Consider the following 25573-nt stretch of genomic DNA (forward strand, 5'->3'; position numbering starts at 1 on the left):
CACCTGCAGGCCCAGCCCGTCGCCCGTCCAGCCGCTGGACTCTACGCATCGACGTCAACCTGACATGCGCCGCATCGCTCCGCGGGGCGAGCCCCGGCTCACGAGACGAGTCGCGAGTGCATCAGCCCGCCTCGACGAGCGCCGCGAGTCTCTCGAGGGACAACCGCCAGCCGAGCTCGTTGTCCGCGGGCGACACGCCGCTCGGTACCCCCTCGTGCACGGCGAGGACATCGGTGCCACCGTCCTCTGCATCGGCAAGCGAGAGGGTGAGCGTCATCTCGCCGCGCAGCGCGGGATCCGTCGTCTCGAACTCGACCACTTCGACCACCTGCTCGTCCGGCACGAGCTTCACGAAGCGGCCGTGATACGTGTCGGTGTGCGCGGTCGTCTTGCCGGTCCCGGTCGGTGCGTCGTACGTGAGAGAGATGCGGATCGAGCCACCTTCGCGGGGCTCGAACACATGCACGTGGCTGGTCATGCCGGGCGGCACCCTCCACGCCGAGACCGCGCGCGCATCGACAAGCGCGCGATAGACGCTCGCGCGGGGTGCATTCACGTGGCGGGTGATGCGGGTTGAACTCATGCCCGAACACTAGCAAATGCAAGAGCCACAGCGGGGTTCCGGCGCGGTGGAAAGACTACCCTCGGGTACGAGAAACGAAGGTGTGCTTCGATGAGCGAGGCTGCCCGGCTTCCGGGTCTACCTCCTCTGAGGCTGACGCCTGCTTCGCTCCAGACACCTTCCCGGTGGGCATGAGATACGTACGGACAACCTTCTCCAGCCCAGCGATCTCCCCATCGGTCAACATCGAGAAGCGGGTCTCACGCTTGCTCTTGGAGAGACGCCCTCCATTCTGCCGGCAGAGCGACACGAAGAGGTTGGCATCTTGCTCTCGCAGGTCCACCACCTCCGCCATGGCCTTCCGCGCCTCGCGAAAGCGGGCGATGAAGTCGAGTTCCTGCTGAAGCTCGGTATCCACCGTCTCGAAGACCCAGTGGTAGAGATCCTCCGCCATCCGAGTCGCATCGAAGTAACGATACAAGGGTGCACTATCCCCCTGGACCGTGACCTTTCCATCCTCACCTTCGGTGTAGTCGAGCAACTTCATCAGCGGACGGGAGAAGCTCTCCAGGCACTTGTCGTACTCCATTCGCCTCGACTCCATGACCGCTGAGACCGGGAAGATGAAGTCTCCAGGAGTGACCCCACGCCTTGAAAGGATGTAGTGGATGAGCAACCGGTGCAGTCGGCCATTCCCATCCGGGAAGGGATGAATGAAGACGAAGCCGAACGACGCGACGGCCGCATCGACAACCGGATCGCACATGGACCTGGCCATCCGTTCCATGCAGTGGAGCAGACCAGACATGAGTCCAGGCACGTCACCGGGCTTGGGAGCAATGTACTCGATTCGCTGGCGCGTCAGCCCCAAGGGCATGGCCACATAGACCTGGTCGTCGCGGTAATCCCCACGCGCGTAGCGGGGATCCACTGTCGCGCCCTGGAGTTGGACGAGTTTCTCCTTGGAGAGTGCGCTCAGTTTCGGGACACCCTGGAGCAGTGCGACGAACCGTTCTTCCTTGTTCGCGCTTGGGCGTTCACCCTCGATGGCGAACGAGGAGCGTGTCTCCTTCGTGTAGAGATAACCCGCCGCACGGTGCAGGGCGTCAGGGTCATATTGCTCGACGATGCTGGCAACCCTGGCTCGGATGTCCTTGCGCTCGAATTCCGCCAGTTTTTCCGTCCGCCGGACGATCGGAGAAAAGTTCCGGTCGCCCAGGAGGTTCTCATCGATGCGCTGCCGCCGGAAACGCTGCGGAACTCCCGTGTAATAGGCCTCTGGATCGAGCAGGAAGATGTAGTTTCCCTTGCTGAGATCCGAGACGGGCAGCCGACGGTCGGTCAACCACTCGTACAGGAACCAGATCCGCCGACGGTACTGTCCCAGGGGTTGTGAGCGAATCGCGTCCACCAGCTCTGCCTCGAAGGCTTCTCGATCCACGCGCCGGAAGAAGGTCGCCAGCACCTCGAGGTTGAGGCCCTCATGCTTCAGGGCAAACTCCAGCTGGTCCATGGTGCGTGGCCCAGGCGCGTACCCGGGTGGGAACACGATGCGGGTCTGGGACTCATCGTGGATTTCACGGCGGACGTTCGTCGTCCCTAGAAAGCTGAGCCGGTGCGGAGCAAGCACCGCCAATGCGAACTCGGAGATGAGCCACGCATAACCGATGGGCGCCGTCCCCTGGGGCGGCTCGATGTGGTTCGCCGGTCCCGTCGGAATGAGGACCCGACCTGCTGTCGGGCCAATGCCTTCGCCTCGCTCGGCCAGGTGCGCCCGGCACATGTTGGCCCATTGGCCCGAGTCCCGGAGCCGTCCATCGACGACGGCAGGGGAGGACCTGCCCTCCTTCTGGCAGAGCTGGCAAGCAGGCGAACTCTCGATGAGTGCCGTCCACCCCTCGACCTTCCGGCCCTCCTCCAAGAGGCGATCGAGCTGGGTGAGTTCGGGCATGAGAGACCCCAAAAAAGTTAGACTTGAGTGAAAGTGCTTATAAAATGCCCATCCCTCCGAAAATCAATTAGGCTTACGGCCTCTGCCGCCTTTCGACGCCCCCTTCGTGCTCCTCCGCCAGGTGTGCAGATGTAGGAGCCCCTCGGGTCAGTGCATTCGCCCTTGACAGAGAGAAGCGTCGAGGCCGGAGCGCTTGAATCCCGACGAGGTGGGCTCATCCGCGCTGGTCGACTGCTCACCTGTGCTAGACCCGTCCGCCCGATGGCCACGAGCGACGAGCTGACGGCAGCAGATCTGGAGCGGTTGTCACGGGCCGAGGCGCCCGACCTCGCGGAGGCCGTGCTGGCCTTCCTCGAGCAGCCCGACAAGGTCCCCGAGAAACTCCCCCAGGGCGCCCTCGCCTTCGACGGGCTCCTCAACCTCCTGCGCCAGTCCCAGTCCCGCCACAGCGCCGAGGCCCGCCACACCGGCGCCCGCGAGGCCTGGCAGCGCTACCTCGCCCAGAAGGACGTCCCCCTCCCCGCGCGCTTCGCCCTCGCGGACCTCCTCGTCTCCCTCTACGAGCGCAACACCAGCGCCTCCCGCGCCGTCCTCTTCGCGCTCGCCCGCAAGGCAGACCTCCGCTTCGGCCTCTGGGGCGGCCTCAAGCGCATCTACAAGCTCGCCGAGGCCCGCCATGACGCCGAGATGTTCGGCGTCCTCGCCTGGCGCTTCGACACCGAGCGCTCTGAGTCCTACCGCTCCCGCGACGTCTCCCGCGGCACCCTCACCTACCTCCAGCGCCGCGCCTGGCGCTACCTGCGCCAGCTCGGCATGGCCGTCCCCGAGCTCTACCCCCAGTTCGCCATCGAGGTGCTCCGCCACTACGAGCCCGATACCTCCTGGCGCTCGTGCTGGCTCTCCAACCACATCTGGGCGCACGAGAACGGCAACTACTCCGCCAACTCCTTCTCCATCGAGCCCCCCAGCGACATGGTGAAGAAGCGCGCCTTCACCGACGCGTGGAAGCGCTCGCCCGATGCGCTCATGCGGCTGCTCGACACCTGCCAGTCGGACCCCGCCGCCCGCTTCGCCATCCAGGGTCTGCGCAAGGACTTCCCCGATACCCTGCGCAGCAACATCACCCCCGCCTGGTTGGACAGACTCGCCCGCCGCCCGCTCGCCAGCGCCCATGACTTCCTCGTGGAGACCCTCCAGGGCTCCCCCGAGTTCCACCAGGGCAAGCTGCGCGGACTCGGGCTCCACGAGGCCGTGCTCGCCCTGCTCGTCTCCGAGAGCAACAAGGCGCGCACCTACGCCATCGAGTACGCCCGCGCCCATGCGCAGGACCTCCCGCCCGAGCGCCTCGCCGGGCTGCTCGAGGGCGAGCACACCGACGTGAAGGCCTTCGCCGCCGCCGTGCTGGAGAAGCGCAACCCGCGCGAGCTCGGCCCGGACTTCCTCGGCCGGCTGCTCGTCCACAAGCAGACCGCGAAGTTCGCCGCCAAGGCCCTCGAGCAGAGCTTCGATCGCGCCGAGCTCACCCAGAAGTTCCTCTTCGACATGCTCTTCGGCGACGAGGAGCAGATGGAGTGGGCCACGAAGTACCTCAAGTCCAAGTACGGCAAGGGCGAGCTGCCCCCGTCCTTCTGGAAGGCCCTGCTCGATGACTCGCGCCTGGAGTCCTACGGCAGCGACGTGGAGGAGCTGGCCCTCGAGTCCCTCAAGGCCTTCAAGCCGGCGGACATCGGCGCCGACTGGCTGCTGGACCGCGCCATCCACCCGAACTTCGGCGACACCGTCTCCGGCTGGCTCGGCGAGGCGGAGGCGCTGCCCGGCCTGGACGTGGAGCGCGTGAAGGGGCTCGTCTTCAACGCGAAGTACCGCGAGGTGGCGCTCAAGCTGCTCGGCAACCGCAAGCTCTTCGCGCCGAGGGACGTGGGCATTGCGTGGTTGCTGGCGCTCGCCCGGCGCGCGGACCCCACGCTGCACCAGTTCGCCCACCGCTACCTGCTGGAGAACGTGTCGCCCGCCGACTTCAGCGAGTCCGGCGAGGCCGCCGCGGGCCTGGAGCGCCTCTTCGAGCTGGCGCTCGGCGCGAAGCAGCCCGCGCCCGTGCGGACGTTCGCCCAGACGTACCTGCGCTGCCACCACCCCGTCATCGGCCCCGAGCAGCCCGAGTCCAAGTCCTACCAGCTCAAGCCCAAGGCGCCTCGCAACGCGTACACCCCCGAGCGGCTGTGGCCCGCGCTGTTCGACGCCCGTGATGACGTGCGTCACTTCGCGCTCGCCGTGACGCGCGTGGAGCTGCGCGCCTGGGGCTGGCACACCCGCGTGTACGAGCTGGCCGAGGCCAACGCCAAGGAAGTGCGCAACCTCGCCTATGACGCCCTGCTCGAGGCGGGCGAGGAGGGGGCCGACAAGCGCCGCACCCTCACCCCCGAGGAGTTGGACCCCGTGAAGGTCTTCACGCTCACCGAGAGCACCAAGCGCTCCACGCGCGAGGTGGCCGTGGAGCTCATCCGCCGCCACTACGCGCGCCTGGGCGGGCCCGAGCGGCTCGCATGGTTGATGGAGAGCGCCGACCGCGAGGTGGGCCTCTTCGCCATCCGCCTCCTCTGGGAGAAGCACCGCCCGCTGCACCTGCCCGAGGGGTGGAAGCCGTCGGGGGCCGCGGAGTCTCCGGTGGCCGCCACCGAGCGCTTCGCCAACGTGGAGGCGCTGCGCACCTTCCTGCGCCGCATGCTCTTCGGCCTGCCCCCGGGGCGCTCCAAGGAAGGCCGCGAGGGCAACGTGGTCCGCCGGGTGTCCGCCAGCGAGGCCAAGCGCCGGGTCATTGAGCTGGTGCGTGATTTGGGATTGGAAGACGAGAGCTTCGCCCGTGTGGTGACGCCGGTGCTCGGTGAGTTCACCGGCTCGCTGGCCAAGGGCGAGTGGCAGAGCTGCCTGTCCTCGCTGGTGAGGCTGCGCGCGGCGCACCCCGGCGTGGAGCTCGGGGGACTCTGACGGCAGGCCGCGTGCCTGGAGTCAGAAGTCCTGCCGGGCCTGGGCGAGGGTGTACTCCGTCTGGGCGGGGACGAAGGTTCCCGTCTTCTCCACGAGCCACGCGGGAGCACCCTGGGGCAGGTAGAAGTCCTCCTCGAAGGGGGACAGCCCCAGGTGGTGCAGGTACTCCTTGAGCATGTCGAAGGTGAAGCGGTCTCGCAGCCTGCGCGCCTGGTAGCGATCCAGCTTCTCGAAGGGCAGGGGCTCACCGGACTGGCCGAACACCCATTTGCCTCCATCGTTGGAGACATAGAGGGTGCGCAAGTAGTTGAGCCAGTGCGTCTGCTGGGGTCCGTACAGCTCGAACATCACGGCCCCATAGCGCCCCTTGTCGCCACGCAAGGTGTGGGGCACCGCGACCACCCGCATGCCCCGGCAGCCCAGCGTCCGAGCCATATAGGACATGACACTCCCGGCATCGGTCCCACCCCACCCGTTCTCGACGTACGCCGTCCAGGGGCTTCGTGTCGGAATGAAGAGGTCTCGCCGTGCCTCCGGGCTGGTCAGGGGCAGCAGGGACGAGAGGGCATGCTCCAGGGAGCCCGGAACCGGGCGTACTTCCACGGCAATGCCACGGGGCGCCATCAGCCCTGCCTGCCATGCCGCGAAGGCACGGGCGGCATGCTCCGCACCGGTCTCCAGAAATCCCATCTCCGAAGTGATGGGGGCCCATCGGTTATCGAGGAGCAAGCCCTTCATGTTGTCGGTCATCGGCTGGTGGCGGCCTCGAAGTCAACCTCGATGGTCCGAGCCCCGGCGCTCACCGTCCCCGGCAAGCCCCCAGCGGAGACAGGACCACTCTGCCCATACCACCGAGGAGCCCTCGCCGGGGACTGCACAGCGCATCCCGTGAGCCACAGCAGGAGCGCCAGCCCGCTCAATCGATGAAACCACCCGGCCGTGAGTCGCACCCGGGACACGTTGCCGGACAGGCGCGGAAACCTGAAGGACGGCGGAAGTAGATGGCCGCTCCTGTGCTAAACCCCCCCGACCGGAGGATTCCGACGTATGGCTTCACTCTCCATCGGCCACTACGAGAAGGTCCGCGCGCTCGCGGCCACCCCGCGCCTGCTGCTCGTCGGCGGCTCCCGTGCCGCTTCCAACAGCCGCCTCACTGCCTACGAGCCCTCCACCAACAAGGTGGCCTGGACCGTGGACCTGCCCGCCGCCGTCCTCGGGCTCGCCCATGCCGGGGAAAGCTGGGTCGCCGCCTGCGCCGATGGCTCCGTGCGCATCGGCGCGCTCGGCGATGGCTCCGTGCAGCGCGAGCTCAAGGACGCCCACCGCGGCCCCTGCACCGCCGTCGCCCTCAGCCCCGATGGCGCCCGCGCCTTCACCGTGGGCCTCGATGGTTTCCTCCGCGCCTGGGAGCTCGCCAAGGGCAAGCGCGTGCACGAGTGGCAGGCCTCGTCCCAGCCCCTGCGCGCCGTCGCCGTGGACCCCTCCGGCACCTATGCCGCGTGCGGCGGTGACGACTCCGTGGTGCGCTCCTTCACGCTCGCCAACGGGGCCCGCCGCGACATGCCCGGCCACGAGGGCGCCGTGCGCGCGCTCGCCTTCACCCCGCGCGATGGGCGCCTCGTCTCCGCCGGAGATGATGGCAAGCTGCGCATCTGGTACCTCGTCGGCGCCGTCGAGCACGAGGTCCGCGGCGACAAGGACTCCGGCCATACCGGCGCCGTGACCGCCCTCCTCTTCCCACCCACGCCCCCTCCCGAGCGCGGCGAGGAGGCCTCCGACCGCATCTTCTCCTCCGGTGACGACGGCAAGGTGAAGGCGTGGCGCCTGGACGAGCGCCGCAAGCCGCGCACGCTCGACTGCGGCAGCAAGCCCGTGTACGCCCTCGCCTTCGCTCCGCCCGTCAGCGCGCGGCAGGCCAAGGTGCAGCTCGGCTTCGTCTACGCCGGTGGCGAGGACCGCACGGTGCGCCGCTTCGAGCTGGACACCGAGGGCAAGCCCACCAACGACACCGTCTCCTTCTCCCACGGCTTCGACCTGCTCGAGGAGTCTCGCAAGGGCAACCGCCCCAAGCGCGAGGCCTCCGTCCGCGAGGCCGCCGCCCTCGAGGAGCCCGAGGCGCTCGACTTCGTCCTCGCGATGCTCTCCTCGGACCGCGAGTACGAGGTGCGCAAGCTCGCCGCCGAGGAGCTGGGCCGGCTCGGCCGCACCGGCGCCCGCGTGAAGCTGCGCGAGCGCCTCGACGACGAGCACCCGGCCGTCCGCGCCGCCGCGCTGGAGTCGCTCGCCACGCTGGAGAAGGAGTCCCCGCTCGCCGCCCCGCGCGCCGCGCTCGACTCGCGCTACCCGGACACGCGCATCGCCGGACTGCGCCGCCTGGCCACGCTCGGGGGCACCTCGCCGCTCGTGCCGGGCCTCATCTCCAGCAAGCTGACGGACTCGGATGCCACCGTCTCGACAACAGCGCTGGACGCGCTGGTGGAGGTGTTCCCCCAGGACAGCACCGAGCCCCTCAAGACGGCTTTCGAGCGCGGCACCTCCCACCTGCGCGCCGAGGTGCTCATCCGCGCCGCCGGTGCCGGTTGGCTGGGCTCGCCCCAGTTGCAGCCCCTCGTGGCCCGGGCCCTCGATGACTCGGACGCGGACGTGCGCCGCGTGGCCTTCACCGTGCGCGTGCTGGAGCGCCGCCCGCTCGCCCACGTGCTGGAGGAGAAGGACGAGGACTTCGCCCGCGCCGCCCTGGACGTCGCGCGCCGCCTCGCCCGCAAGCCCCGGCCCACGGATGACGAGGCCCGGGCCGCCCGCGCCGCCCTGCCCGGCACCGGCAAGGCCGGCGAGCCCCTCGCCGAGGCCAGCCTGGAGCCGCTGCTCGCCGCCATGGCCTGCCGCACTCCCGACACCGCCGTCCGTGGCGCCCGCGGCCTCGCGCAGCTCGGGGATGCCCGGGCGCTCGGTGCGCTGCTGCAACTCTCCCGCGAGCCCGATGCCGCCATCCGCCGTCAGGCCGCCGAGGCCCTCCGCGCCCTCCAGGACGCCCGCGGCCGCGAGCGCCTCGTGTGGATGCTGGATGACGAGAACGCCGACGTGCGCGCCACCGCCCTCGACGCGGTGGTGACGCTCGACACCGAGGCGCCCCTCTCCACCGCCGAGGCCGCCCTCCGCTCCTCCTTCGAGGACGTGCGCGTCCGGGGCCTCGACCGGCTCGTGAAGCTCACGGGCAAGCGCTCCGAGGCCGCCGTGCACCTGCTCGGCGATGCGCTCGAGGACGAGTCCGCCAAGGTGCGCGACGAGGCCTTCCGCACCCTCTGGGCCTGGAACGAGAAGAATCCCCAGGAGGCCCTGGAGCGCGCGCTCGCCGGCCGCTTCCCCGACCTGCGCCGCCGCGCCGTGGACGAGCTCGCCGCCCGCATCAAGGAGGGCCCGGCCCTCGAGCGGCTGAAGAAGGTCGTGGGGGACCGCGACGCCGGTGTGGCCCAGGCCGCCTATGAGGCCTGGGTGAAGCACGTGGGCAAGGAGCAGGCCGAGCCGCACCTGGCCGCCTTCGACACCGCCCACGCCTCGCTGCGCACCCTCGCCGCGAAGAACGCCGCCCAGGCTCCCGCCGAGGCCGTGCGCTCGCCCCTCCTCAAGCTGCTGCTCGCCGAGGAGCCGCAGGTCTACCTCGCCGCCATCGAGGCGCTCGACAAGCTCATCAAGAACGAGAACGGCCCCCTGCTCGCGGGCCTCGGCTCCGGTGAGCTGCCCCTCAAGGTCCGCGCGGCCGAGCTGCTCGCCGCCCGCGGCGCCGAGGACATCATCGAGCCGATGCGCAACCTCCTCACCGACAAGGAGTTGCAGCGCATCCACCCGCCGGCCTTCCTCGCCCCGCTGCGCCACCGCGCCGCGAGCGCCCTGGCCACCCTCGGCTCGCGCCGCCTGCTGTCCTTCTTCGCCACCACGCTCCTCAAGGACGAGGCCAGCGAGGTGCGCGAGCAGGCCGCCCGCGGGCTCGCCACCGCCAGCCGCCGGGGGGACGAGGGCTATCTGCTCGACGCGCTCGGGCACGCGGACGTCGCCGTGCGCTCGTGGGCCGCGGATGGCCTGTCCCGCCTCGGTGACATCCGCGCCCTGCCCGTCCTCACCGGCAACCTGCGCCACGAGCACCAGCCCATCCGCATCGGAGCCATCCTCTCCTTCGCGGCGCTCGGGCCCGACGGCGACAGCGGCCTGCTCCACGGCCTGGAGGACCGTTCCCGCGAGGTGCAGGAGACCGTCTTCGCGATTGTCCTCGCCCGCGACCTGCGCGCCTCGCGCCGGGGCGAGCCGCCCGACCTGCTCATCAGCGCCCTCTCCAGCGGCCGGCCCGAGGTGCGTTACGCCGCCGCCCGCGCCCTGGAGCTGCGCACGGAGACGGAAGCCTCCCACGCCCACCTCGTCGAGGTGCTCCAGCCGCCCCGCCCCGAGAAGGCCGGCGACATGAAGGACTGGCCCGCCGAGGCCGAGCGCGCCCGCGCCATGGTGGGACTCGCCGAGGCGCTCGCCAGCGACGTGCCCGAGCAGCGCTACGCCGCCGCCCAGGTGCTCCAGCTGCGCCACAAGCCGCTCGACTACTTCCGCGAGGCCGCGAAGGTGGCCCGCCCGCGCTCGCTGGAAGCGCCGTGGAAGCCCGAGACGTCGCCCCAGGCCCAGGCCCGGCCCGTGGAGGAGAAGCCCGCGCGCAACTGGCTGCGCCGCCTCTTCTCCACCCCCTCCGGCAAGGCCGCCTCCGCCGAGCCCTCGCCCGAGGCGCTCGTCTCCGCCGAGAAGCAGCACCTGCGCCGGCTCGCCTTCGGCGCCTACGTGGGCCTGCTGCGCCAGGTGTCCTCCGGTGACGACGAGGGCCACCGCGTGCGCCGCGATGCCGTGGACCGCGTGGTGAAGCTCACCCAGGAGGGCCATGCCGGCACGCCCGCCGCCGTGGCCGCCCTGCTGCGCGCCCTCGAGGATCCGCACCAGCTCGTGCGCAAGGCGGCCCTCGCCGGCCTCAAGGAGCTGTACCCCGCGGGCTCCGATGAGCCACTGGCGCTCGCCCTCGCGTCGCTCTCCGCGGACGTGGCCCGCGCCGCGCTGGACGAGCTCGCCGCCCGGGGCACGTCCGCCAAGGGCCGCCTCGCCGCCGCGCTCAACTCGCCCCTGTCCGACGTGCGCAAGTACGCCTTCGAGCTGCTGGAGCGCCTCAGCCCTCCGGGCAGCCTCGAGCCCCTGCTGGCCGCGCTCGGCAGCGAGCACGCGGACCTGCGCGTGGGTGTCATCGAGCGGCTCGCCGGGGCCAACGACGCACGCGTCACCGAGGCGCTCGGCCGCGCGGCGGGCAGCGAGCACGAGGACCTGCGCCTGCGCGCCGCGGAGTTGCTCGCCTGGCGCCAGGATGACCGCGCCGTGGAGGTGCTCGCCGCCTTCCTGCGCTCGGAGAACGCCTCGGCGGTGAAGCGCGCCCAGGAGGCCCTGGCCCGGCTCGGCTCGGCCGCCGCCGTGGGGGCCCTGGCCGCCCGGCTGCGCGCCACCTCGGAGCAGAACGAGCGCTTCGCCCTCGTGAAGGCCCTGGGCCACACCCGCCGGCCCGAGGCCGTGGATGCGCTCGCGCGGCAGCTCGACGACGAGGCCGCCACCGTGCGCTACGCCTGCGTGGGCGCCGCCATGGAGGTGGCCACCCCGCCCCAGAAGGACGAGAAGGGCGAGACGAAGCGCGACATGGCCCTGGCGATGCGCTTCCTCCGCGCGGCCGTGCGCAGCGCGGACCCGAACGTGCGCAAGGCCGCCGCCCTCGAGCTGGTGCAGGGCGACGACGTGGGCCAGGACGAGCTGCTCGCCGGCCTCTTCGCGGACCGGGACCTGACGGTGCGCATGGAGTCGGTGGCCGGCTACGCCTCGCGCGTCATCCACAAGGGCGCGAAGGTGGAGCCGCTGGAGGAGGTGCTGCGCGGCGGTGCTCGCGAGCTGATGCTGCCCGCCGCCGAGGGCGTGGCCTCCCGGGGCCGCACGAGTGCCCTGCGCCCGCTGCTGCTGTACGTGCGCGCGGGCGAGGAGGGAGAGCGCGAGCGGGCCCTGCTGGCCCTGGGCACGCTCGGAGACGCGCGCGCCCTGTCCGAGCTGGAGCAGGTGGCCGCCGGTGGCACGCCCGAGGCGCCCGTGGAGGAGAGCATGGTGGCCGCGGCCCTCGAGGGCCTGGGCCGGCTCGCCCCGAAGCTGCCCGAGGGCGAGGATCGCCGCCGCGTCGAGGAGAAGGTGGAGCTCGCCGCCATGGAGGGCCGCTCCATCGAGCAACAGCAGGCCGGTGTCCGGGGCCTGCGAGCCATCGGCGGCGAGCGGGCGCGCTCCCGGCTGGAGACGCTGCTGGCCGACGACAACGTCAACAACACGGTGCGCCTCACCGCGGCCGAGGAGCTGGGCAAGCTCGGGGACCCCGCCGCCGAGCTCACCCTGGCCAAGGCGCTGGATGACTGGGATGACGATCTGCGCGCCGCGGCTCGCAAGGCGCTCGACGCCCTGTTCCCCCAGGAGCGCATCCGGGTGGAGCTGCTCGCCGTGGCCAGCGAGCAGGAGGACATCTCCGAGCCCGCCGCCAGCTACCTCGCCACCGAGGCGGACCCCATGCAGCTGCTCCCGCGTCTGGCCACGCTGGACAAGGAGGAGCTGCGCCAGCGGTTGCGCAGGGGACTCGTGCGGCGCGCGTCGCTGCCCGCCGGAGCCCTGGCGAACCTGCTCGGCCACGAGAAGCCCTCCGCGCGCGAGGAGGCCGCGTGGCTGGTGGGCGCGCGCACCGGTGAGCAGGAGGCCTCGCGCGCCTGGTCCACCGACGACCGCGCCGTGCTGGGCCGTGCCATCGCCACCGCCGAGCGCCGCACGGCCTCCGAGTGGGCCTCCACGCCCGCCCCGAAGCGCGAGCCCGTGGAGACCGCCTGGGAGCGGCTGCTGTGGGCGGGCTCGTGCCTGGGCGTGAGCGAGCTGGCCAAGGCGGGCAAGGACATCCTCCAGGGTGGAGAGGCCAAGGCTCCGGCCGGGGTGCGCCTGGAAGCGGCCCGCGCGCTGGGCCGGCTGAACACCGCCCCCGAGGCCCTGCGTGCCGCCCTGTCCGACCCGGACGCCGGGGTGCGCGAGGCCTCCACCTCCGCCCTGGCCCGCATCGCCCCCGAGCGCGCCGCCGAGTGGGCCCTGGCGGTGCAGCCGTTCGACCCGGTGGCCACGGGCCCCGCGGGAGGAACGGTGCGCAGCCCGAAGCAGCTCGCCACCTCCGAGGCGCGCCGCATGGCCCTGCCCTCGGTGCTGGCCGGCAAGGAGCTGGAGCCGCTGCGCCCGCTCGCCACGAACAAGGATGAGCAGGTGCGGCAGGATGCGTGGGCCGCGCTGGGCCGCCTGGGCGGCACCGAGGCCGCGGAAGTGCTGCGCGGCCAGGCCTTCGACAAGTCGCAATCCGTGGAGCTGCGGAAGGCCGCCTACCGCGCCCACAAACGTGCACTCCGCGCCGCCGAGCGCGCCCGGAAGGACCAGAAGGAAGGGAGCCCGTCGTGAGCACCGCCACCCACCACGCCGTCGAGCTGCGTTACGCCACCACGAGTGACGTGGACGCTGGCGCCAATGCCTCGCACGTCCAGCTGGCCCTGGAGGGCTCCCGTGGCACCGTGGGCGTGCGCGGCAGGGTGCGCGAGCCCGCCCTCTTCCGCGATGCGCTCGCCGCCACGCTCGGCATCCTCGCCAGCGACTTGCGCTACCGGGGCAAGGACCGGACCGCGTACCTCGCGTACCTGATGAAGCAGGGCAAGCGCGCCACGGCTCAAATCTGGGAGGCGCAGAAGGCCTTCCTGGAGCAGTCGCTCGAGGGCGAGCAGAAGGCGGACGCGGTGCTGGACCCTGTCCTCACCGTGGATCCGGACCAGGTGTCGCTGGAGGTGTTCTCCCGCGACGAGAGCGCCTATGCGCGCCTGTCCTTCGACAACGCGCTCTTCGAGGGCCGCGAGGCCGCGCACGGCTCCACCTTCCTGGACGTGCCCGCGGATCTGCTGGCCAAGGTGGACCGGCTGCGCACCTATGTGCCGGTGTCCCTGGAGGCCCACGTGGCGCTGCCCGGCGGCGCCGGGTCCCGCGCCCCGCGCAACGTGGAGGTGCCGCACGCGTGGTTGCGCGGCTTCCTCCAGGTGCAGTCCGCCGCCACGCTGCCCGCGAGCACCTGCACGCTGGCGCCGATTGATTTGTACAACCTGCTCTTCGCGCTGCGCACCCGGAAGGCGAAGAAGGCCCCGCGCGCCCTGCGCTTCGAGCTCGTCCCCGGCATGCAGCCGAGGCTCGTGATTGAACCGTGGGAGCTGGTGCTGGAGTGCCACGGGCCGAAGTACCAGGGCAGCGCGCCCGCGGTGGTGCGCACCTTCGGACGGCAGCGGCTCGCGGCGCTCGCGCGGCTGTTGCCCCATGCACAGGGCGTGCGCGTGCAGATGCTCGGGCCCGGCCTGCCGGTGTTCTGGGTGATTGAGCTCGGCCCAGCGACGCTGACGCTGGCGCTCACCGGGTGGACGGAGAGCGGCTGGTCCAGCGCGGCGGCCTTCGATGCGCTCATGCCTCGCGAGGTGCCGGACGGGCTCGCGGAGAAGCTGCGCAACCGGCTGCGCAAGGAGGGCCCGCTGAGCTTCGAGGCGCTGGCCTCGGGGACGGACTCGCCGAAGGACGCGGTGCGCGGGGCGTTGCAGCTCGAGTGCCTGCGCGGGCGCGTGCTGTATGACATCGCCAAGGGGACGTACCGGCCGCGCGAGCTGCTCTCGGCGCCGGTGGACGAGGCCGTCATCCGCTACGGCAACGAGCGCGAGGAGCGGGCGCACCGGCTGCTGGGAGACGGAGGCCCGGGAGCGGGCGAGGTGAAGCTCACCAAGGTGCACGAGGTGGTGGGCGTGGGCACGCGGCTGAGCGGCGAGGTGGTGGACCGCGAGGCGGTGCGCAGCTTCTTCCCCGGCTTCATGTTGGACCTGGAGGGCCGGGTGCGCGAGGCGAGCTGCGGCTGCCCGCCGTACCGGCGCTCGGGGATGCGCGAGGGCCCGTGCGAGCACATGATCGCCCTACGTCTGGCGTACGCACGGCAGCGGGCGCAGGAGGAGGCGCTGCGGCAGACGCCGAAGGGACGGGCTCAAATCCGCGCGGAGACACGCTCGTACGTGCGGCGCGACGAGGCGGGCCAGGAGCAGGTGTACCGGGTGTCGCTGGACGGCAAGCTGGTGTCGGTGGAGTGGGGCCCGCGCCTGGGCGAGCAGCGCCACCAGCGGCTGTGGTTCGACACGGACGGCGAGGCCCGCACGGCCTACTTCGCGCGCCTGGAATCGCTGGCCGCCGAGGGCTTCATCGACTCGGTGGGCGGGGCGGTGTAGGCGTCACCAGGAGAGGCTCGCGGGAGGCTCACACGCCTCACCCGGTGATGATCTTCCCCATCGCCTCCGCGAGCTTCTCCGGCGTGCACACCAGGATGTCCATCCCTTCCTTGCGCAGCCGGCCCGCCGTGCTCCGGTTGTATTGAGGCTGCGCGTCATAGCCGAGCGCCCCCAGCCCCACCATGCGCACGTTCGCGTCCACCAGCCGCCGCACCACTCGCACGAGGTCCTCCTCGGAGCGGCCTTCGTAGAAGTCGGTGATGAGCACGACGATGGTGCGCGCGGGCTCGCGCACCAACCCCGAGCAGTACTCGAGGGCCCGGGTGATGTCGGTGCCACCGCCCAGCTGCACGCTCAGCAGGACGTCCACCGGCTCTCCGACCTTGTCGCTCAGGTCCACGATCTGCGTGTCGAAGAGCACCAGCGACGTCTTCACCCCGGGCAGCTCCGCGAAGATCGACGCCATCACCGCCGAGAAGATCGCCGACTCCAACATCGAGCCGGACTGGTCCACGCACACGATGACGTGCCAGGGCCGCTTGTTCCTCTCGGCCGCGTGGAACCAGATCCGGTCGATCAACAGCTTCTGCCGCTCGCCGTTCCAGTTCTTGAGGTTGCGCCGCAGCGTCGTCCGGAGGTCCAGGTTCTTGAACACCCGCCTCGGCGAGTGCTTGTCCTTGCGGATGGCTCCCGTGATGGCCTGCTCCACCCGCACCTCGAGCTTCTTCTTGAGCTCGTTGACCACCTTGTCGATGACCTTGCGCGCGAGCACCCGGGTCTTGGGCGTCAGCAGATCCTTGTGCGTCAGGAGCGTCTTCACGAGCTCCACGTTGGGCTCTATCCGCTCCAGCAGGTCGGGCTGCTCCAGCAGCTGGCGGATGCCCTTGCGCTGGACGAGCTCGCGCTCCAGCACCTCCCTGGCCTGCCGGGGAAACAGCTCGTTCACCGAGTCGATCCACCGAGGGACCGTGAGGTTCGAGCCGCTCGAGCCGCCGCCCCGCTCGTTGAAGAGGAAGTCGAGCGCTTCCTCCGCGCCCTCGCAGTCCCCGTCGCCCACGCCGGGCGAGAGGTGCAGGCCGCTCTGCTCGGCGCTCTTGCCGAGCACGAGCCTCCAACGATTGAGCAGCCCGCGCTCCTGGTCGCTCAAGTCCTTCAGCGACCGCGCCCCGGGCTTTCGCGGCGTGCTCATGCGAAGTCCCACTCCTTCATGATCTCCCCCACCCGCGCGTCCAGCTCGGAGAGCTTCAGCGCGGCGCCGACACTCGTCTCCAGCTTCGTCACCGCCGCCGCGTCGTCATCCTGGAGGCCATACATCACGGCGACCCGGTCCCCGAGCGAGATGCGCGCGCGCTCGTGCACGGCCTCGAAGGCGCCGCGCGTGCGCGGCAGCAGCATGAGGAACTGGTCCCAGCTGGCCACGCGTAGCAGCTCGTCGATGGCATGGACGATGCCATCGGCGCCGAGCATCAACGCCGTCCTGCTCGTCTCCATGACGCCGCTCAGGTAGTCCCCGCACTGGACCATCTCCTCGGGCAGGGCCCTGGCGAAGCGCGCCACGTCGGCGGCGAGGTCCTCGGGCGATTGCGCGCGGATCTCCGTCAGGACGCCAGAGAGCGCGCCGCGCAGGCGCTGGCTCTTCGAATCGGCGAGCGTGGTGCGCGCGTTCTCGATGAACAGGTCGCGATCCAGGCTCGCGCCCTTCTCGCCGATGAGCACCTCCGCGAGGCTCTTCACCCCGGCCACCACCTCGTCGAACTCCTCGGGCGGGACATTGGCCGCGTTCGGCATGGCGAAGCACGCGCGGCCGAAGCACCGCTGGATGAGGCCGTCGAGCAGGTCCTTGTTCAGACGGCGCCGGGCGGCCTGACGCTCCAGCACCACCAGGTGCGTCAGCGCCTTTCCGAGCGAAGCCAGGCGTGTGTCCGCGTCGATGGCCCCGCCCACCGACGCCTGCAGGCGCAGCACCATCCCGGGGAGATCCATGTTCACGGCGCGCAGCAGGCGCTCCGCGACGGCGCCGGCCGAGCCCGCCTCCCGCGCCAGCTCCTCGTCGAGCCTGGCGAGCGCCGCGGACTCCACGCTGTCGCCGTGGACGCTCTCCTCGATGAGCGCGGCCTCGGCCTTGGGGGTCCACGCGACCTCCCACTCCTCGGTGAACAGGGTGCCCGCCTTGTCCACGTTCAGCTGCCGGGCGAAGGGGATGCCCATCTGCGCGAGCCGGTGGAAGAAGATGGATCGCCGCTCGTCCTCCGCCTGTTGCAGCTTGAGAACGACCTTGGCCTTCCTGTCCTGGGTGACGTGCTCGCCCAGGTCCAGCTCGTCGAGCGCCTTGTAGAAGTCGTAGAGGAGCGGGAGCTTGCCGAGCGCGGGGGTGACGCGGCCCACGGCCGTGCCGGTCTCCACCGCCTTCATCGCGCCCAGCAGGTACCTGCCCTCCTCCTGCGGCGAGCCCTTGCAACAACAGGAGATCAGCGCATCCCGCACGTCGTCGAGGATGGGCGCGGAGCGGTTGCGCAGGCTCGCGAGCATGCGCGCATGCTGCGTCACCGAGATGGCGTCCGCCGGGGACAGGAGCTCTCCGTCACGCCGGCCGCGCGCCAGCACGCCGACCACGTGATCCACCATCGCGGCGACGGGCGCGTTCGCGGGGTCGGACTCGGAGTGCTGGAACAGGCGCTCGTAGTAGAGGGGAGCGCGGTTGCCGGCCCCATAGCCGGTGCCGGAGCTCGTCCTCAGGTACGAATACGGCGCCAGGGAGTTGTACACGGTGCCCGGCGGAAGGGCCCGGCCAGGCTCCGTGCTCTTCTCGAGGAAGATGTGGAAGCCTCCGCACACCACCATGGCCTTCTCGGGCGGCGTCCGGGTCTCGGCGAGGGTGCGGGTGATGGTGCTCCACATGTGCGCTTCGCGCAGGAGCGTGCCGTCGGACTCCATCCACTCGCGGGGGGTGGTGGCGCGCACCGCGGCGCAGAAACAGGCCAGGTCGCGCCGGAAGCTCTCCGTGTCCGCGTGGCGCGAGGGCACGTCGAAGAGCGCGTCCCAGCACTCGTCGAAGGTGCGGTACCCCGCCGCGTCCGCGAGCTTCTGGTAGAAGCTGCTCTCCACCGCGAGGTGCTCCCAGCCGGGCTGGCTCTCGGGGTGCTCGGCCACGGGAGGCGCGTCATCCCGGGTCGGCGGGCCGCTCTCCCGTGGCGGCCCCTGGAGGCCTCGCTCGGCCGCGCTCTTCACCCGGGCACGGAAGGGCAGATCGATGAACACCACGCGCGCCCCGAGCGCCACCGCCTCGCGCATGGCCACGTACTCGGGTGAGTACGAGAGCAGCGGATAATAGACGGACACCTTGAAGGGCACGTCGGGCGCCGGGCTCTCGATGCCCGCGAGCCCGAGCACGTTGTCGTCGTCGCGGTACGAGGAGAACAGCGCGATCGGCGGCTTCGTCTTCTTGTCGACGATGTGCGGCACCAGCTCCGAGGCGTCCGAGGGCGCCTCGATGAAGACGATCGACGGCCGCCGCGCCTGGATGCTCCGGGCGACGTGGCGGGCGACCGTGGGCGAGTGATGCCGCACCGGGAACCAGTGGAGGGGCTCGGCCAGCACGGCGTTCGCGCGCGCTTCGATGCGCCCGGCGTCGAGCTCCTCGAGGAGCTGAGCGATGGGGGAGGCGGGGGTCATCGGCTATTTGATGGCGGAGATGGCCGCTTCGTAGAAGGCCTTCCACTGCGCGTCGCCCTCCCCGCGCTTCTTGGCCACCAGGGACAGGTACTCCTTGAGCACCTTCACGTCGTCGAGGTCCTCCTTGACGATCGAGCCCACGAGGTTGCGGCCGATGGAGTCGGCGCCCACCACGCCCGAGCCGAAATAGCGGCTGTGGATGGCGGCATCGAGCGCCACGCCGATGGCCTCGGCGGTGGACAGCGTGGTGGAGGGCTTCTGGATGTTGACGCCCTCGGCCGTCACGCCATTGCGCATCTCGCGGAACACCGTGGCGAGCAGCTTGAGCACGGGCTCCTCCACGCGGGCGGCGATCTTGTAGCGCTCGAGCAACTCCTTGGAGCGGGTGCGGACGATCTCCACCTCGGTCTTCTGGTCGGCGACCACCGGGATGTGCACGTAGTTGAAGCGGCGCTTGAGCGCGGCGGACAGCTCGTTGACGCCCTGATCCCTCGCGTTGGCGGTGGCGATGATGTTGAACCCGGGCCGGGCGAACACCATGGCATCCCCCGGCAGCTCGGGCACCGCGATGGCCTTGTCCGAGCAGATGGAGACGAGCGCGTCCTGCACGTCACCCACGCAGCGGGTGATCTCCTCGAACCGGAAGATGGCGCCCTTGCGCATGGCGATCATGCACGGCGAGGCGATCATGTTCTCGGGCTTGGGGCCCTCGGCGATGATGCGCGCGATGTTCCACGAGTATTTGATCTGCTCCTCGGTGGTGCCGGCCGTGCCTTGAATCGTCAGCGTCGAGCAGCCGCTGATCGCCGCGGCGAGGTGCTCGGAGAGCCAGCTCTTGCCCGTGCCGGGATCTCCCACGAGCAGCAGCGCGCGCTCGCTCGCGAGCGTCACGATGGACCGCTCGACGATGGTGTCGTCACCGAAGAACTTGCGCGTGATGGGCACCTCGACCTGGGCGCCGTTGAGGGTCGCGGTGAGCGGCTTCTTCGTCCCGACGATGTAGGCCAGCACCGAGCGCGGAGACAGCTTCCAGGCGGCGGGGACCTCGTCCTGCTCGTTCTGGCGCAGGGCCTCCAGCTCCTGGGCGTATTTGATCTCCGCCGGCTCCTTGAGGAGCTCGGATACGGGAGGGGCCGCGGTCTCTTCGGATTTCTTCGAGGGTCTCGCCATGCTTCGGTCCTCAGAACAGATTGCCCACGAGGGCGGAGACATCGAACGTCTTGTCACTCAGCATGAGATGCTCCAGGCCGTCCTTCTTCACCTTCGCCTTGCCCTCGCCCTTGGTGCCCTTCTTCTTCGCGGCCGGGGCCTTGGGTGCGGACTCGGGCTCGGGGGCCGCGGAGCCGGTGTGGAGCAAGGACAGCGGCAGGAGCATCATGCGGCCGAACTCATAATAGGTGATGCCATAGAGGAGGGGTTTGTCCGCCTGCTCGAGCGCCGCGCGCAGGCGGGGCAGGAGCTCCTCTCCGTCCGGGCCATCGGGGATCACCGCATCGAACGAGAGCCCGTCCGCGCCGCGGAGCGCGAAGAGCCGCCGGCCGTCACCGGTCTTGAGCGGCTGCTTGCTCATCGTGGCCCCGGTGACGACGACCTCTTCCTGCAGCTCGACCGCGAGATCCAACGGGCCCGGCGTGTAACGCTTCACGCGATCGAGCGCCGCGGCGGGGTCGAACTGGAAGAGGGGGGGCCAGTCCGTATGGGCGGGGCCCTCGGTCACGGTGCTCTTGGGCCCGAGTGCGAGCCGGCCGCCACCGCGCTCGTCGAGCATCACCGCCGCGTCGGTGATCTTCACGACCTTGTCCTGGCGGAAGACCCGGGGCATGAACTTCTGCGGCTGACTCAGGTGCAGATAGGCTTCAGCCGGGAGATCCTTCGCCTTGCCCTCGGTCTTGCGCGCGAACACGAGGCTGTAGGTGAGGCTGCGCCCCACGAGCTCCGGCTCCGAGGCGCCCACGATGCGCAGCTTGAACTCGAACGTGTACGCACTGGCGACGGTGCGCTTGAGCACGCCGAGCGTGACGACCTCGAGGGACTTGACCGGTCGCGGTGCGGCCACCGGGGCCGCGGCCAGTGCCGCGAACAGCGCGTCGTTCTTGTCGCGGATCGCCTTCACCATCCCGCGGGCGAGGAGCCACGAGCGGTGGAGGAAGAACGAGAAGCGCCGGATGGAAAACTGCGGGTCCCCGGAGAGGTAGCGGCCGACATCGTCGTTGACGTAGCGCAGCGACGGACCGAGCCGGAGGAACTTGCGGCGCGACGCCTCCTTGAAGGACGCATCGATCTTGGCGCGCGTGGCCTCGGTGGCGACGGGGACGCCCGTGCGCACCAGGTCCTCGACCGCGCGTGACAGCTCCTCGAGGAGCGCGAGCGCGCCTTTGGGATCCTCGATGGGGGGCGCGGCGGCGGGCGGCTTCACGGCGGGCGGGGAGGAGGCCGCCGGGGCCGCGTCCGCTTCGCCTTCTTCACCTTCCTCGCGCCGTGCCGCGACAGCCGCGGCCCACGCCTCGGCGGCGGCCTCGAGGCTGAGCACGCGCTCGAACACGTGCAGGCTGGTGTGCGCGGAGAGGAGCGCACGCGGCGCGTCCTTCGTGCCGGTTTCGGCGGCCCGCAGCGCGGCCATCAGACGCGACGCGATGTGCCCCGCGCCGATGCGCTCCCACTGCTCGGCGAGCGATGCGAGCTTCTTCCAGTCCGCGGCGGACGACGCCGCGAGGCCGCGCACATAGAGTTGCTCGAGCTCCGTGCGGAGCGTGTCCGCCTCCTGTCCGACCTCCTCGAGGCTGTTCATCGGGCGAGCCGGCTACAAGGCATAGTAGTCTTCAGGAGTGGTCTCGGTCGGGCGCCACTCGATTTCACCGGCCTCGGCGCCCTTGTATTTGACGAAGGTGGCGCTCATCGCGTCCTTGTCGATCACCGGCTTCTTGCCCTTGGCCGCGTTCGTCCACGCGGAGAGCCGGGCGGCGTCGATCTTCCCGCCCTGCACCAAGCCGATCATCAACACGAGCATGTGCTTGCAGGGCTTGTTGCCGCTGAGGCCGCCGCAGCGGTTGAGGTTCTGCGTGCAGCACATGAAGTTGCCATGCTTGTCGATCTTGCACGCGTAGAAGAGCGAGTAGTCCGTCTGGCTCTTGACGACGCCGGTGACGTGCTCCTCGGTCACCTCGTCGAAGAGCTGGAAGCGATCGCTCTGGAGCATCGAGGTCGCTTTCTGGACCCGGGCGGAGTCGGTCTGCTTCCTGAGCTGCTCGACGAAATCCGGGAGCTGGGGGGTACGCGCTGGCACTGGAGCGGGTGCCGCGGCGGATGCCGTGGCAGGCGCCGCCGACGTTCCGGTGTTACCAGCCGCTGCGGGTCGGATGATCTTTCGCGTGGCCATGACCTTACCTCTCGGGTGCGCAGTCTAGCGAGGGCAGGGGTCCTCCTGTCCAGCACCCGCCGGAAGCCCGGAGCCGGCTCGAGCGTCCGGGGAGGTGTCACGAAGGGTGATGATGGAGCCGAGGCAATTCAGGGCCGCCAAAGGGACTCCCATTCGGTGGCACATCGCCGAACGCGAGGTAGCCGACCTCCTGCGAAAGATCTTCCAGAGAGAAGCGCTTGGCACCATCAAGGTCGTTCACACTCCGCTCACACACCCTTGAGGTAGGAATGGACGAATCGTACTACTTGGGAACGTATTGGCTGGCGAGGCGAGAGACCGCCGAGGCATGTGCCCGGCGTACCGAGGCCTTTTTCCGGCTGCTGGCTCCATGTGACCCGAGCCTGTCCCAGTGGTTCGAAAAGGGTTGGACCCTCGAGGAAGCGCTGGCGCATCGCTGCGAGCTCGATGCAGCGAGCATTGCAACGGAGTTCAGCCAACAAGAATGGAAAGAAGGACGATTCGCTGGTGAAGGCTTCTCCCTGAGGCTCTGGAATGGGGAACTCCACGAAGCAGCCAGCAGCATGTCGCTTCTCTGTGGCGACGCATCCGTCTGGGTCTCCAACCTGTGCCTCTTCAACCCACCCGCAGAAGGGCCCGCTGCGGAGCGCGTGCTCCAAGCCCCCATCCTCGCGCGGATACTCCGGGCCATGGCCGTGGCCTTCGAGCCCGAGTGGGGCATCGCCACCTCCCATGAGCTTCACGAACGGGTGGCACCGGAATCCACCGAGGGCGGCACCTTCATCGGCTGGCTCACGTACTTCTCCCACCGCCGAGGCCCCCTGCCGCCCCTGCCCTCTCCCGTCCACACCGAGCCCGTGGAGGACAAGGGCACGCTCGTCATCCTCACCCCCGAGCGCCTCACCGCCTCCAACCCCGCCCACGTGGCCCTGGCCCGCGATGTCTCCGAGCGCCTCGCCCGGGCCGGCCTCCTCACCCCCCTGCGCCCGTGGAATGAATGACGCCGTTCATCGACTCGGCCTGCGGGATGGTGTAGAAACCCCAACCGTCATCTGGCCGCGACCCTCGCGGCCGGGAGGGGTGGACGCGACGACGCACGGCAGACGCGCCAGGTAGCGCGAGTGGTCGAGAGAGGTCCGGAAAGCATCAGCCTTCGCGCCTCGAGCGCGGGAGCGGCGCTGCGCCGCTCTGGAAGCAATGCAGGACACTCTCCGCAAGGTAGCCTGTTCTTGGCTCTCTCCCGGTAGAGGGGTCTAGGCCTCTCGGGGAGCTGAGCCAACGACGCAACCGCCGTTTCCCCAAGAGGCCTAGACCCCTCTACCGGGGAGAGCCGGTGAGGCTACCGTGCCCCAGGTGAGCATGTGGTGATTCCAGGCCTCTCTCGACCGCTCGCGCCGCCCCGTCCCCCCCTGACGCCTCCTCGCATCAACGAGGTGCTGTGATGACCGCGAAGCTCGAGACGTTCGTCCCCGCCGCGGCCCCCGTGGTCGTGCCCTCTCCCGCTCCAGCCGCCCCCTCGGCCAACGCCGTGGCCCAGCGCGATGCCTCTCAGCGCGAGGAGCAGGCCCGGCTCGCCCGGTGGAAGGCGATTGAGGAGGCCGGCGGCCAGGAAGCGTGGGTCGAGGCCGAGCTCAAGGCCAAGGGGCTCGCGCCCGAGCACGAGGATCCGAGCGGACTCTCTGAAAAAGAGAAGACGGCCTGGAAGGAGAAGAAGAAGGCCGAGGCCGCCGAGCGCCGCGCGCTGAAGCGTCTGGCGTGGGAGGCGTGGCGCACCGCGCACATCCACCACCTGGGCGCGGGGGTGCACTGGGAGGAGGCCGGGGGCCCGGACAAGTTCGACCTGAAGGACCGCGAGGAGCGGGCGAAGTCCAACGGGCTGCCGGAGCTGGAGTCGGCGCAGACGCTCGCGAAGGCGCTGGGGCTGAGCGTGTCGCGGCTGCGCTGGTTCGCCTACCACCGCGAGGTGGACACGGGGACGCACTACCGCAGCTGGGAGATTCCCAAGCGGGACGGTGGGAAGCGGACCATCACCTCGCCGAAGAAGGAGCTGAAGGAGGCGCAGCGCTGGGTGCTCGCCAACGTCGTCGAGCGGCTGCCGGTGCACGGGGCGGCGCACGGCTTCGTGGCGGGGCGCTCCATCGTCACCAACGCGCTGGCGCACAAGGCCGCGGACGTGGTGGTGAAGATGGACATCAAGGACTTCTTCCCCTCGGTGACGTGGCAGCGGGTGAAGGGGCTGTTGCGCAAGGGCGGGCTGGCGGAGGGCACGGCGACGCTGCTCGCGCTGATGGCCACCGAGGCGCCGCGCGAGGTGGTGCAGTTCCGCGGCAAGACGCTGTACGTGGCGAAGGGGCCGCGCGCGCTGCCGCAGGGAGCGCCGACGTCTCCGGGGATTACGAACGCGCTGTGCCTGCGATTGGACAAGCGGCTGTCGGCGCTGTCGAGGCGGCTGGGCTTCACGTACACGCGCTACGCGGACGACATGACGTTCTCCTGGAAGAAGAGCCGGGGGAAGACGGAGGCACCGGTGGCGGTGCTGATCGCCCGGGTGGAGAAGGTGCTGGAGGCGGAGGGCTTCCGGGTGCACCCGGACAAGACGCGGGTGATGCGTCCGGGGAACCGGCAGGTGGTGACGGGGCTGGTGGTGAACGAGGCCGCGAAGGGCCAGCCCGCGGCGCGGGTGCCGCGCGAGGTGGTGCGCCAGCTGCGGGCGGCGCTGCACAACCGGGAGAAGGGCAAGCCGGGCAAGGAGGGCGAGACGCTCGAGCAGCTCAAGGGCATGGCCGCCTTCATCCACATGACGGACCCGGCCAAGGGCCGCGCCTTCCTGGAGCGGCTCAGCGCGCTGGAGAAGCGCGAGGCGTAGGCCTCACCCCCGCGCCCACGGGCGCAGCAGCGCACGCGCCGGGGCCCCGTCCGAGCCCGCCACGCGCAAGGGCAGACACACCAGCTCGTAGTCTCCCGGCGCCGCCTCGCCCAGGTACAGCCCCTCGATGATCCAGATGCCCGCGTCGAGCAGCGTGCGGTGCACCCCCGGGCCGTCCTCGTGGAAGCCCGCCACCGACAGGTAATCCACCCCCACGCACCCCACCCGGCGCTCCGCCAGGAAGTCCGCCGCCTCCTTCGTCAGCCCGATGAAGGACTCCTGGAACGGCAGCTCCCACCAGCGCCGGTCCGAGTTGCGCGTGCGCAGCAACAACTTCTCCCCAGGCTTCGGCTCATACGCCCGCAGCGCCTCCGCGCGCACCTGCCCCTCCCCCGGCACGTGCACCACGCGCGCCCGGCCCATCGTGGCCTCCAGCGGAATCTCGTCGATGCCCGCACGCCCCGAGAAGAAGTGCACCGGCGCGTCCACGTGCGTCCCCGCGTGCGCGCTCAAAGACAGGTGGGTGACATTCGCGTCCGCCCCCTCCTCCAGCGACTGCACCCGTTTGATCTCCGGGACCGGGTCTCCGGGATAATGGGGCATCGCGGAGGACAACGGGATGGAGACATCCAGCCACGGGGTGGAAGGAGGCGGTGCCATATCCTCACAATCTGGAGCACCTCACCCGCCGCGAAACCCACCCACGCCCGGCGTCCCACCGTGCTCGCCTGCCTGCTCGCCCGGGGAACTGGCCTCCAATGTGGCTGGAGCGCCCACCATCTGCTACGAAGGGGGCCTC

General features: G+C 70.4%; 14 protein-coding genes. 5 read left to right on the top strand and 9 right to left on the bottom strand.

Going from position 1 to position 25573, the window contains the following annotated elements; all coding sequences use genetic code 11:
- Positions 1–121: 121 nt before the first annotated feature.
- Positions 122–583, bottom strand: a complete 462-nt coding sequence (locus AC16DP_RS24050) for an SRPBCC domain-containing protein (protein WP_329734707.1) — start codon at positions 581–583, stop codon at positions 122–124.
- A gap of 55 nt (positions 584–638) precedes the next feature.
- Complete coding sequence (locus AC16DP_RS24055; RefSeq protein ID WP_329734708.1) at positions 639–2513, bottom strand: Fic family protein; 1875 nt, start codon at positions 2511–2513, stop codon at positions 639–641.
- Positions 2514–2774: 261 nt separating this feature from the next.
- On the opposite strand from AC16DP_RS24055, the gene AC16DP_RS24060 reads away from it, so the two are divergent.
- Positions 2775–5498 (top strand): hypothetical protein, encoded by a 2724-nt coding sequence (locus tag AC16DP_RS24060; RefSeq protein ID WP_329734709.1) that lies wholly within the window; start codon positions 2775–2777, stop codon positions 5496–5498.
- A 21-nt stretch (positions 5499–5519) separates the two neighbouring features.
- On the opposite strand, the gene AC16DP_RS24065 is transcribed toward AC16DP_RS24060, so the two are convergent.
- A complete protein-coding gene (locus tag AC16DP_RS24065) occupies positions 5520–5942 on the bottom strand; it encodes a hypothetical protein (protein ID WP_329734710.1) in 423 nt (140 codons plus the stop codon).
- A 603-nt stretch (positions 5943–6545) separates the two neighbouring features.
- Here AC16DP_RS24065 and AC16DP_RS24070 point away from each other — a divergent pair.
- Positions 6546–13022, top strand: a complete 6477-nt coding sequence (locus tag AC16DP_RS24070) for a HEAT repeat domain-containing protein (RefSeq protein WP_329734711.1) — start codon at positions 6546–6548, stop codon at positions 13020–13022.
- Entirely contained in the window at positions 13019–14860 is a 1842-nt protein-coding gene (locus AC16DP_RS24075) for an SWIM zinc finger family protein (protein ID WP_329734712.1), read from the top strand. Before AC16DP_RS24070 ends, AC16DP_RS24075 begins: the two co-directional genes overlap by 4 nt.
- Positions 14861–14897: 37 nt before the next feature.
- Here AC16DP_RS24075 and AC16DP_RS24080 read toward each other — a convergent pair whose 3' ends face one another.
- The 5 genes from AC16DP_RS24080 to AC16DP_RS24100 are packed head-to-tail and all read right to left on the bottom strand — an operon-like array spanning position 14898 to position 21728.
- Positions 14898–16049 carry a VWA domain-containing protein gene (locus AC16DP_RS24080; RefSeq protein WP_329734713.1) on the bottom strand — a complete coding sequence of 384 codons (1152 nt, stop codon included), beginning with the start codon at positions 16047–16049 and terminating at the stop codon, positions 14898–14900.
- On the bottom strand, positions 16046–18532 hold the full coding sequence (locus AC16DP_RS24085) for a DUF5682 family protein (protein ID WP_329734714.1): 2487 nt from the start codon (positions 18530–18532) through the stop codon (positions 16046–16048). The genes AC16DP_RS24080 and AC16DP_RS24085 overlap by 4 nt, the downstream gene beginning before the upstream one ends.
- A 3-nt stretch (positions 18533–18535) precedes the next feature.
- Positions 18536–19702, bottom strand: coding sequence for an AAA family ATPase (locus AC16DP_RS24090; RefSeq protein WP_329734715.1), 1167 nt, complete (start codon positions 19700–19702; stop codon positions 18536–18538).
- Between the two features lie 10 nt (positions 19703–19712).
- Positions 19713–21320 (bottom strand): hypothetical protein, encoded by a 1608-nt coding sequence (locus AC16DP_RS24095; protein ID WP_329734716.1) that lies wholly within the window; start codon positions 21318–21320, stop codon positions 19713–19715.
- 12 nt (positions 21321–21332) lie between these two features.
- On the bottom strand, positions 21333–21728 hold the full coding sequence (locus AC16DP_RS24100; protein ID WP_329734717.1) for a hypothetical protein: 396 nt from the start codon (positions 21726–21728) through the stop codon (positions 21333–21335).
- A 449-nt stretch (positions 21729–22177) separates the two neighbouring features.
- Here AC16DP_RS24100 and AC16DP_RS24105 point away from each other — a divergent pair, with 449 nt between their 5' ends.
- Entirely contained in the window at positions 22178–22909 is a 732-nt protein-coding gene (locus AC16DP_RS24105) for an immunity 52 family protein (RefSeq protein WP_329734718.1), read from the top strand.
- 440 nt (positions 22910–23349) lie between these two features.
- Complete coding sequence (locus AC16DP_RS24110; RefSeq protein ID WP_329734719.1) at positions 23350–24774, top strand: reverse transcriptase family protein; 1425 nt, start codon at positions 23350–23352, stop codon at positions 24772–24774.
- Between the two features lie 3 nt (positions 24775–24777).
- Here AC16DP_RS24110 and AC16DP_RS24115 read toward each other — a convergent pair whose 3' ends face one another.
- Positions 24778–25434 carry a cyclase family protein gene (locus tag AC16DP_RS24115; protein ID WP_329734720.1) on the bottom strand — a complete coding sequence of 219 codons (657 nt, stop codon included), beginning with the start codon at positions 25432–25434 and terminating at the stop codon, positions 24778–24780.
- Positions 25435–25573 lie beyond the last annotated feature (139 nt).

The sequence above is a fragment of the Archangium sp. genome (assembly GCF_057119385.1).